This window comes from Anaerolinea thermolimosa (assembly GCF_001050195.2).
GTDB lineage: Bacteria > Chloroflexota > Anaerolineae > Anaerolineales > Anaerolineaceae > Anaerolinea > Anaerolinea thermolimosa.
The window spans coordinates 711,932-720,547 of sequence record NZ_DF967965.1; the positions used below are offsets into that span (position 1 = coordinate 711,932).

Here is an 8,616-nt window from a genome sequence, read left to right on the forward strand (position 1 = left end):
CACGGGGTCGAATTTTGACCCCGTGATGTATGTTCAAGGGCAGTGAGAAGCCCGGCTTAGTTTTCGGGCACGGCGGTGACCACCGGGGTAAAGGTGAGGCCATCGGGAACGCGCTCTACACGGATGGTGTCTCCGGGTTTGAAATCTCCAGAGAGGATGTGCATGGCCAGTGCGTCCTGCAGTTCGCGCTGGATTGCCCGCTTTAGCGGACGTGCTCCGAAATCGGGATCGTAACCGATCTCCGCCAGGTATTGCACAGCTTCTGGTGTGAGTTCCAACCGGTAACCGCGTTCTTCCATGAGGCGCATGACCCGGCGCAGCTGGATGTTGACGATCTCCGCAAGGTGCTCGCGGTTGAGCGGATGGAAGACCACAATCTCATCCACGCGGTTAAGGAACTCAGGCCGGAAATGAGCCTGCAGGATGCGCGTGACCTGTTCCCGGGTCACCTGAGCATTGTGGTTGAGCCACAATTCGGACCCAAGGTTACTGGTCATGATGATGACTGTGTTGCGGAAGTCAACGGTTCGTCCCTGGCCGTCGGTAAGTCGCCCATCATCGAGGAGCTGTAAAAGCACGTTGAAGACCTCCGCGTGGGCTTTTTCAATTTCATCGAAGAGCACCACACTGTACGGACGCCGCCGGACGGCTTCGGTAAGCTGGCCACCTTCCTCATAACCTACATAGCCGGGAGGAGCACCGATCAATCTTGAGACGGTGTGCTTCTCCTGATACTCGCTCATGTCAATGCGTATCATGGCGCGTTCATCGTCGAAGAGGAACTCAGCCAGCGCGCGGGCCAGTTCGGTTTTCCCAACCCCGGTTGGGCCGAGGAAGATAAAGGAGCCAATCGGACGGTTGGGGTCCTGCAAACCAGCGCGGGCGCGGCGTACTGCGTTGGCCACCGCACTGACGGCTTCATCCTGGCCGACGATGCGTTCGTGCAGGCGTTCTTCCATGTGCAGGAGCTTCTGCGTTTCCCCTTCCAGCAGGCGAGAAACGGGGATACCCGTCCAGCGAGAGACGACTTCGGCGATTTCCTCGGCGTCCACCTCTTCTTTCAGAAGAGCGCCGTTGGCCTGCAATTCTGCCAGGCGTTTTTCGGCCTCCCGTAATTTCCCTTCCAGTTCGCGCAGGGTGCCGTAACGCAGCCGGGCGGCTTTCTCCAGATCGTTCTCACGCTCGGCGCGCTCAATTTCCACCTCGGTCTGGTTGATCTGCTCCTTAATGGAGCGGAGTTCCTGGATGGCGGCTTTTTCGGTCTGCCAGCGCGACTGAAGGGCGCGGGCTTCTTCCTGTAAATTGGCCAATTCTCGCTCAATCTTCTGCAGGCGTTCCTGAGAAGCTTTGTCTTTTTCTTTTTGCAGGGCCTGACGTTCAATTTCCAGCTGCATGATTGCCCGATCGATTTCATCAATGGCCTGAGGTTTGGAATCGATCTCGGTGCGCAGGCGTGCAGCGGCCTCATCGATTAAGTCGATGGCTTTATCGGGCAGATGGCGGTCGGTGATGTACCTCTCAGACAGTGTGGCGGCCGCAATTACAGCCGGATCAGTGATGCGTACACCATGATGAACCTCATAACGTGATTTGAGGCCTCGCAGGATGGAAATAGTATCTTCTACCGATGGTTCGTTGACCATGACGGGTTGGAAGCGCCGTTCGAGGGCGGGGTCTTTTTCCACGTACTTTCGATATTCATCGACGGTGGTGGCGCCAATCATGTGCAACTCGCCCCGTGCCAGCATGGGCTTAAGCATATTTCCGGCATCCATGGCGCCTTCGGCGGCTCCGGCACCCACCACGGTGTGCATTTCATCCACAAAAAGGATGATTTCGCCCGAGGCCGCGGTAATCTCCTTCAGCACGGCTTTGAGGCGCTCTTCAAATTCACCGCGATATTTCGCTCCGGCGATGAGGGCGCCCATATCGAGCTGGACGATGCGTTTGTGTTTGAGCCCTTCGGGCACATCGCCGTTGACGATACGCTGGGCCAGGCCTTCTACGATGGCCGTCTTCCCTACACCGGGGTCACCAATGAGAGCCGGATTGTTTTTTGTCCGCCGGGAGAGAATCTGAATGACGCGGCGGATTTCTTCATCTCGCCCGATGACCGGGTCGAGTTTCCCGCGTCTGGCAATGGCTGTGAGATCGCGGCCATATTTTTCCAGGGCCTGGTAGGTGTCTTCAGGTGTGGGTGAGGTAACCCGCTGGGTACCACGCACGGTAACCAGGGCTTTCAGGATGGCATCTTTGGTCAACCCATATTGAGAGAGTCGCCGCCCTTCTACAGACTCGGTGAGCCCCAGCAGGATGTGCTCGGTAGAAACATACTCGTCCTGCATGCCCTTGGCGTATCGTTCAGCCGCATTGAGCACTTCTACAACAGGCTGGGATAGCCCCGGGGTAACATTGCTCCCCGTCACTCTGGGGCGTTTCTGTAATTCTCTTTCAAGCTCGTCGCGCAGGGCGATCACAGATCCGGCAACATTGGTGACAATCGCCGGTACGATCCCCTGGTCTTGTTGAATTAAAGCCAGAAGCAGGTGGGCCGGTTCGATCGCCTGATGCCCATAATCCTGGGCAAGCTGTTGGCTTCGTGCCAGCGCTTCCTGAGCTTTTTGAGTGTATTGTTCGAGGTTCATTTTTCCTCCTATAATTCCTTTAAAATCTGACACGTTGAGAATAACCGCCGATTGTCGGATTTTTATAAAAGTATTATTAAAAAAGGGTAAAATGCTGGCATTCTCAGACATAGCGCAGGGCCATGGAAACGAGTGTTGATACTTCAGTGAAAAGGTGTGAGGCGTGGTGGCTGGGCAGGGTGGCCTACCACAAGGCCTGGCAGTTGCAAAACAGGCTGGCTGATCTGATCGCTGCCGGAAAGCAACTGCCCACGTTGCTGTTACTGGAACATCCTCCTACCTATACTATTGGCCGGATGGGCAACCGCGATCATCTTCTGCTGGATGATCAACGGCTTGCAGAACGAAACCTGACGGTGGTGGAAGTGGATCGAGGGGGGGATATTACCTACCATGGGCCGGGTCAACTGGTCGGGTATCCAATCCTCCCCCTGGCGCCGGTGGACTGGCAGGGGGGGGTTCTCGGAAAGGCCGATTTCGTCGGTTACCTTCGCCGGTTGGAAGCCTGCCTGATTGATGCGCTGGGTCAACTGGGGGTCAGGGCAATACGCAGAGATGGGCTTACTGGAGTTTGGGTAGAGGAGAATCGTGAGGAAGATGCCCCAGCTTATGCCAAAGTGGCTTCCATCGGGGTGAAGATCGATTCCCGCGGAATCACCCGCCATGGTTTTGCGCTGAACCTTGCCACAGACATGGAATACTGGGAGGGAATTGTTCCGTGTGGTCTGGAAGGGGTGAGAATGACCAACCTGGTGGACTACATTGCGGGAGCTACCCATTCCATGGCTGTGCTGGATGCTATAGTAGAGGCCTTCGGGAGGGTTATGGGTTATGAGATGGTCTTTTCAAAGGAACCGGAAGCCGGGTGGCAACGTCTTGGTTTGAGTGAATGACTGAAAACAGGTGTCAGCCGGGCTTGATTTGACAGGGTTATGGGTTATCATTACACTATAAAGGGCATTCAAGAAAAAAGGAGGAACCTATGCCTTCCAGCTTTCGTCTGGTGATGCGCTCCGGTCCAACTGCGGGGAAGGTTTTTCCTCTCGAAAAGGGGGAAATTCTGATCGGACGCGATTTAAACAATGAAGTGGTCATCAACGATCCCGAAATTTCCAGGCGTCACGCCCGGTTGTATTTGCAGGGGAACACGTATGTCCTGGAAGACCTTGGATCGACGAATGGTACTTTTGTAGGGGGGCAGCGATTAACCGGGCCGTATCCATTACGCATTGGCGAGGTGATCACCCTCGGTGAGCGTGTGACCCTGGTGTTTGAGCTCAACCTGCCGGATATCGAGGCCACGGTGGCATCAGCGAGTGTCCAGGCGGCGCAACCAGGGCCGGTACAATCGCCGGTACAACCCACGCCCGGTTATCCCCAGGCGCAGCCTGCGCCGATGCCGGTATACCCTCCGCCTGCGGGGGCAGGATACCAGGGGCAGGCTCCCCTGCCTTCTCAGGGAGCTTATGCTGGTCAGGTTCCTTATGTGGCAGAAACTGAACCACCCCGTTCTCAAAACCGGACCGTGATGATTCTATTGATCATCCTGGCGGTCATTCTGGTGGTTACGTGTCTTTGCATCGGCATTTTCCTCTGGAATGCACCCCTTGAATTTTGGTGCCAGTTCCCTATCTGGCCGGCAGGCGCATGCCCGTGAGGTATTTTTTATGGCCGGGCAGGGCGGGGTGGAGTAACGCTGACCTGAACCCTTTTCTGCTTTTAAAGTGAGGAGCAGGTATGCCTATTAGCCAGTACTCCGGCAGTAGAATTCGCAGGCGTACTCTGGTTGACCGGCCGGGGAAAAACGCGAGGAAGAATGACACGACCTGGGGCAGCACAACCAAGCTGGTTGTAGCGCTGGCAATTTTTGCTATTCTGGCCTGGCTGTTCAATCGTTTTGAGCACATTGTTGGCCCCTTACTTTTCTCGGTGGTTTTAGCGTACCTGCTCTACCCGGCAGCCAAATGGTTATCGGGCTGGTCTCATCTTTCGTGGCGCTGGTCTGTCTCGATTCTGTTCTTGCTGCTTGTGATCCTTTTACTTGGCTTGATTACTCTGGGTGGGCTGGCAGTGATTGAACAGGCTCAGAGTCTGATCCGATTCCTGGATCGGGCGCTGGTTGATTTGCCCACTACCCTGCAAAATTTAAGCTCCACTCCCATTACCATTGGGCCGTTTTCTTTCCAGCCCGATTTTTCGGATCTCAATACCCTGAGTCAGGATTTACTTGGCATCGTGCAACCTTTGCTTGGCAGAGCAGGGTCTTTGCTCGGTTCGATTGCGTCAGGGGCGGCTAATTTCCTGGGCCTGTTTTTCTTCACGTTACTGGTGGCTTATTTTATCCTTGCCGAAGCGAGGGTCGGGTCAGGGCAGCTCATCCGCATTAATATTCCGGGTTTCAATGAGGATTTGCGCAAGTTTGGAGAATATTTAAGCGGGATCTGGAATGCCTTTCTCCGCGGGCAGCTTCTTATTATCCTGATCACCATTCTGGTTTACACGGTGCTGCTGGGGGCGATGGGATTACGGTTTTTTATCGGGCTGGCGCTTCTGGCCGGGCTGGCACGATTCGTGCCTTATGTGGGGCCAGTCGTTGCCTGGACGAGTTATGGGCTGGTGGCATTTTTCCAGGGCTCGACCATTTTTGGGCTTCCGCCCATCTGGTATGTGGCGCTGGTGGTTGGTGTGGCCTGGTTTACAGATGTGATCCTGGATAACCTGGTAGGGGTGCGCCTTATGGGGCAGGCCCTGCAAATTCACCCGGCAGTAGTGATGGTTTCGGCTCTGGTGGGTGCCAATCTTTTCGGTCTGGTGGGGGTGGTGCTGGCGGCGCCGGTTGCGGCTACTCTCAAGCTGGTCTGGGGATACGTGATCAGCCGTTTATTAGACCAGGACCCCTGGGAGACCATTGGGCCCGTCAGGCCGCCATCTCCCCGACCTATTTTTAAAACGCTGGAGTTTTTTGTCCGCCGCAATACACGGTGGGTGTTACAATTTGGGCGAATTCAAGTAGCCCGATTCAAACATTGGACCCAAGGAGTTAGAAATGCCCGCACCGGATGAACCGAAAACCGAAACCCTGGCCGAAACTGATTCGTACCTGGCCTGGAAAGCAGAAGAACCTGATGGTGAGACCACCTACCATTTGGAATTGAATAATGTTACCCTGCATTTCTTTCAGGAAGAATGGGACGAATTTCTTCAACTGGTAAAAATGCTCATGCAGAAATAAATCAAGAGGACCCGTCTCTGAGGCGGGTCCTTCTACCGGTGCGATCCCCTGATTACCGCACCGAAAGGTACAGGCAACTATGGGGGGTATCTGCACCTCAAATATACGCCGTGTTACTGACAGATGGCTGACAGGATCATCGGTTCTGGATGGATTCTGCCAGTTCTTGAAGATCACGCCGGGGATTGATGCCCAGTTCCCGGTTGAGAGCCTCAACCAGGCGGCGATACAGTCGTAACGCATAAGGGGCTGACCCTAACTTCAGGTAAGTCAACATCCCCACTCGAACCGCTTCTTCGTTCCAGGGATCAAGGTGAAGCGCCTGGTAAACCCGATCCAGGGCATCGGTGAAGCGTTCCTGTTCCAGGAAAAGGGAAGCCAGGGTGACCAATCCCTCCAGATAAAGTTCTGCCAGACGTGTGCGCAGGGCATCGGTCCATTCTCGATACCGATCCATCGGCAGAAGTTCGCCCTGATAAAGATCAAGAGCTTCTTGCAGAGCATCGGCGCGCCGAGACGCGACCGCGCTCCGTAATTGGGTGCGAAACACTTCAAAATCCACGATCGAACCAGCCGGAAGGACAAGCCTGATTTCTTCTCCCTCGTAATTCAGGTATCGAGAGGGGAGCTTTTCTGGAAGGTCAGGTTCCAGGATGTGTCTCAGTGCAGATGTGGACTGATGCAAGAGATCGGCAGCCGAATGTGCATCGTGTTCGGGCCAGAGAGCTTCGAGTACTACTTCTCTACCGGCCTTTCTTTCTGGCTGAAGGAGGAGAAATCGGAAGAGTTCACCAGCGCGGCGGCGCAACCATGCTTTCGAAGGGATGGGGATATGTCCCTTCCAGACCGCAAATCTACCGAGTGTGACGATGCGTAGAGGTGGGGGCGGCACGTTCGCCAGAGCCCGAAGGATTTGACCGCTGACCTGACGGGTCTCCGGAGTACCGCTTCTCATCCAGCTGGATACGAGATGAAACGCGCGTTCCTGATCTTTCTCCAGCAGGAAAGCGTATCCCCCTCTGGAAATAACCTGAACCGCCAGCTTCCAAGCCTGCTCGGCCTGGGGATGGTGGCACTGGAACTTCCAGAGTGCAGACAGGTAGGCTGCGCGTGCCAGCTCGTACTCGCAATGAAGTGAAGCAAAGAGTTCGCTGGCGTATTCGAGCATGTCGAAGGCTCGGGCCGATTCCTGATTCTCATGCCACACCTGAGCGACTTCAACCGCTGCCTGCCCGATGTAGTATGGGATTTTCCGGTCCTGAGCGCGACGGAAAGCTTCTTCAGCCCATTCCATGGCGAGGGAGGGCCTGCCGGTTTTACGGTAATAGCGGCTTTGCTCAATGCGTAAAAGAATATCGAGGTCGAGGTGCCTGTTCTGGGTGACGATTCGTAAACCCAGGCGCAGGTACTCGTGGGCTTTATCGAATTCCTGGTCGTCCAGTGACAGGCGTGCCCAGAGGTAGTAATAAATGCTGGCGATACGGGTGGCCGGTTCAACTTTGTTTACCATCTCCAGCAGGCGGTTACGGGCCTGTCGTTGATCTCCCATGGTGAGGTAAATCAGGGTTTGTATAGCCGGGAACCCCCAGTGGGAGATACCCGATTGGGTAAAAAGAAAACTTGCCTGTTCACCGTAAGAAAGCGCCAGATGGAATTTGCCGCGGGGTATCCAGACGCAACAGGCCAGGTTGTGCAGAGTCACTGCACCCAGGATTTTCTGGTCTGATGAAAAACTGTTAGCCAGTACCCGGTGAAATTTCTTTTCGGCTTCTTCCAGCTGACCCGACCGGGCAAAGTTGACCGCAAGGAGGATCTGCCCGGCGCTTTCCTCTTGTGGCAGGCTCGGAGGAGCTTCCCGGGGTTGAAGAAGAGAAATGGCCGCGGCATGATCCCCGACCTGCGTATGCAGATAGGCCTGTTGCAGTGTTGCGAGATATGCCGTGGCCCCATCTGTGGGATTGCCGCCTTCCGAGTCAGGAGCGGCTATGCCCATCTGTGGAGTGAGGGCCGGAACAGCGGCTCGAAGCAGGTCGATTTCAGCGAGCATACTCTCTCAGAATGCTCATGGAGCTTTAAAGAGGTCGGGCCAGTGATTCAACGCGCTCAAGACAGGGAGGGCTGCCATTTGCCCTATACCGCAACGGGATCGGTCGGGATGAGTCCATGAGGTATCCTGAAGAAGGGCGTAATCTTCGGGCTGGCCTTTTCCCTCAACCAGCCGGGAGAGAATCTCCCATTGCCGGCGGGTGCCTTCCTGGCAGGCCGGGCAAATACCACAGGATTCTTCCGCAAAAAAGCGTGCCTGACGCAGGCAGACATCTCTCAGATCGCGGGTTTCATCAAAGATGGTGATCACCCCGGAGCCAAGGGGAAGGCCAGCGGCGGCCAGGTCTTCTACGGTCAGACGCAGGTCGAGCTGGTCGGGGGTGGCGAAAGCACCGGCAGCACCGCCAAACAGAGCCGCTTTCATGGAGTGACCATCGCGCACGCCACCGGCAAGGTCTTCGAGAAGGTGCCGGAAGGTGATTCCGAAGGGGACTTCATAAAGCCCCGGCATTTTCACGTCACCCGAAAGACAGAAGAGTTTTGGCCCCGGAGAAAGCTCGGTGCCGATTTTCCGATATTCTGCTGCTCCGACTCGAAGAATGTAAGGAAACGTGAATTCGGGATAAGACGAGGATCTCCAAAGGGAGTAAACTTTTGTCACCACAACAGAAGTCGAAACCCAAGGAGACCCTC

At 55.4% G+C, this 8,616-nt stretch carries 7 protein-coding genes; 4 read left to right on the plus strand and 3 right to left on the minus strand.

Annotation, left to right across the window (positions count from 1 at the left end; genetic code table 11):
- Positions 1–56: 56 nt before the first annotated feature.
- Positions 57–2,645, minus strand: coding sequence for an ATP-dependent chaperone ClpB (gene clpB / locus ATHL_RS03325; protein WP_062189754.1), 2,589 nt, complete (start codon positions 2,643–2,645; stop codon positions 57–59).
- 122 nt (positions 2,646–2,767) lie between these two features.
- On the opposite strand from clpB, the gene lipB reads away from it, so the two are divergent.
- The 4 genes from lipB (at position 2,768) to ATHL_RS03345 (ending at position 5,877) form a co-directional block, all read left to right on the plus strand.
- On the plus strand, positions 2,768–3,538 hold the full coding sequence (lipB, locus tag ATHL_RS03330) for a lipoyl(octanoyl) transferase LipB (protein WP_062189757.1): 771 nt from the start codon (positions 2,768–2,770) through the stop codon (positions 3,536–3,538).
- 89 nt (positions 3,539–3,627) lie between these two features.
- Positions 3,628–4,302: an FHA domain-containing protein gene (locus ATHL_RS03335; RefSeq protein ID WP_062189759.1), complete on the plus strand. Its 675-nt coding sequence runs from the start codon at positions 3,628–3,630 to the stop codon at positions 4,300–4,302.
- 80 nt (positions 4,303–4,382) lie between these two features.
- Positions 4,383–5,708: an AI-2E family transporter gene (locus tag ATHL_RS03340; RefSeq protein WP_062189761.1), complete on the plus strand. Its 1,326-nt coding sequence runs from the start codon at positions 4,383–4,385 to the stop codon at positions 5,706–5,708.
- Positions 5,692–5,877: a hypothetical protein gene (locus tag ATHL_RS03345; RefSeq protein WP_062189763.1), complete on the plus strand. Its 186-nt coding sequence runs from the start codon at positions 5,692–5,694 to the stop codon at positions 5,875–5,877. Before ATHL_RS03340 ends, ATHL_RS03345 begins: the two co-directional genes overlap by 17 nt.
- A gap of 136 nt (positions 5,878–6,013) precedes the next feature.
- Here ATHL_RS03345 and ATHL_RS03350 read toward each other — a convergent pair whose 3' ends face one another.
- Both ATHL_RS03350 and ATHL_RS03355 read right to left on the minus strand, forming a co-directional pair.
- On the minus strand, positions 6,014–7,924 hold the full coding sequence (locus ATHL_RS03350) for an AfsR/SARP family transcriptional regulator (RefSeq protein ID WP_062189765.1): 1,911 nt from the start codon (positions 7,922–7,924) through the stop codon (positions 6,014–6,016).
- 15 nt (positions 7,925–7,939) lie between these two features.
- Positions 7,940–8,434 carry an NADH-ubiquinone oxidoreductase-F iron-sulfur binding region domain-containing protein gene (locus ATHL_RS03355; protein WP_162787749.1) on the minus strand — a complete coding sequence of 165 codons (495 nt, stop codon included), beginning with the start codon at positions 8,432–8,434 and terminating at the stop codon, positions 7,940–7,942.
- Between the last annotated feature and the right edge of the window lie 182 nt (positions 8,435–8,616).

Bases quoted from the DNA above. Each gene is read 5' to 3' on its own strand.
- ATHL_RS03350 (WP_062189765.1), bottom strand. From the start codon at position 7,924: ATGCTCGCTGAAATCGACCTGCTTCGAGCCGCTGTTCCGGCCCTCACT.
- ATHL_RS03340 (WP_062189761.1), top strand. From the start codon at position 4,383: ATGCCTATTAGCCAGTACTCCGGCAGTAGAATTCGCAGGCGTACTCTG.
- ATHL_RS03355 (WP_162787749.1), bottom strand. From the start codon at position 8,434: ATGCCGGGGCTTTATGAAGTCCCCTTCGGAATCACCTTCCGGCACCTT.
- clpB (WP_062189754.1), bottom strand. From the start codon at position 2,645: ATGAACCTCGAACAATACACTCAAAAAGCTCAGGAAGCGCTGGCACGA.
- ATHL_RS03335 (WP_062189759.1), top strand. From the start codon at position 3,628: ATGCCTTCCAGCTTTCGTCTGGTGATGCGCTCCGGTCCAACTGCGGGG.
- lipB (WP_062189757.1), top strand. From the start codon at position 2,768: ATGGAAACGAGTGTTGATACTTCAGTGAAAAGGTGTGAGGCGTGGTGG.
- ATHL_RS03345 (WP_062189763.1), top strand. From the start codon at position 5,692: ATGCCCGCACCGGATGAACCGAAAACCGAAACCCTGGCCGAAACTGAT.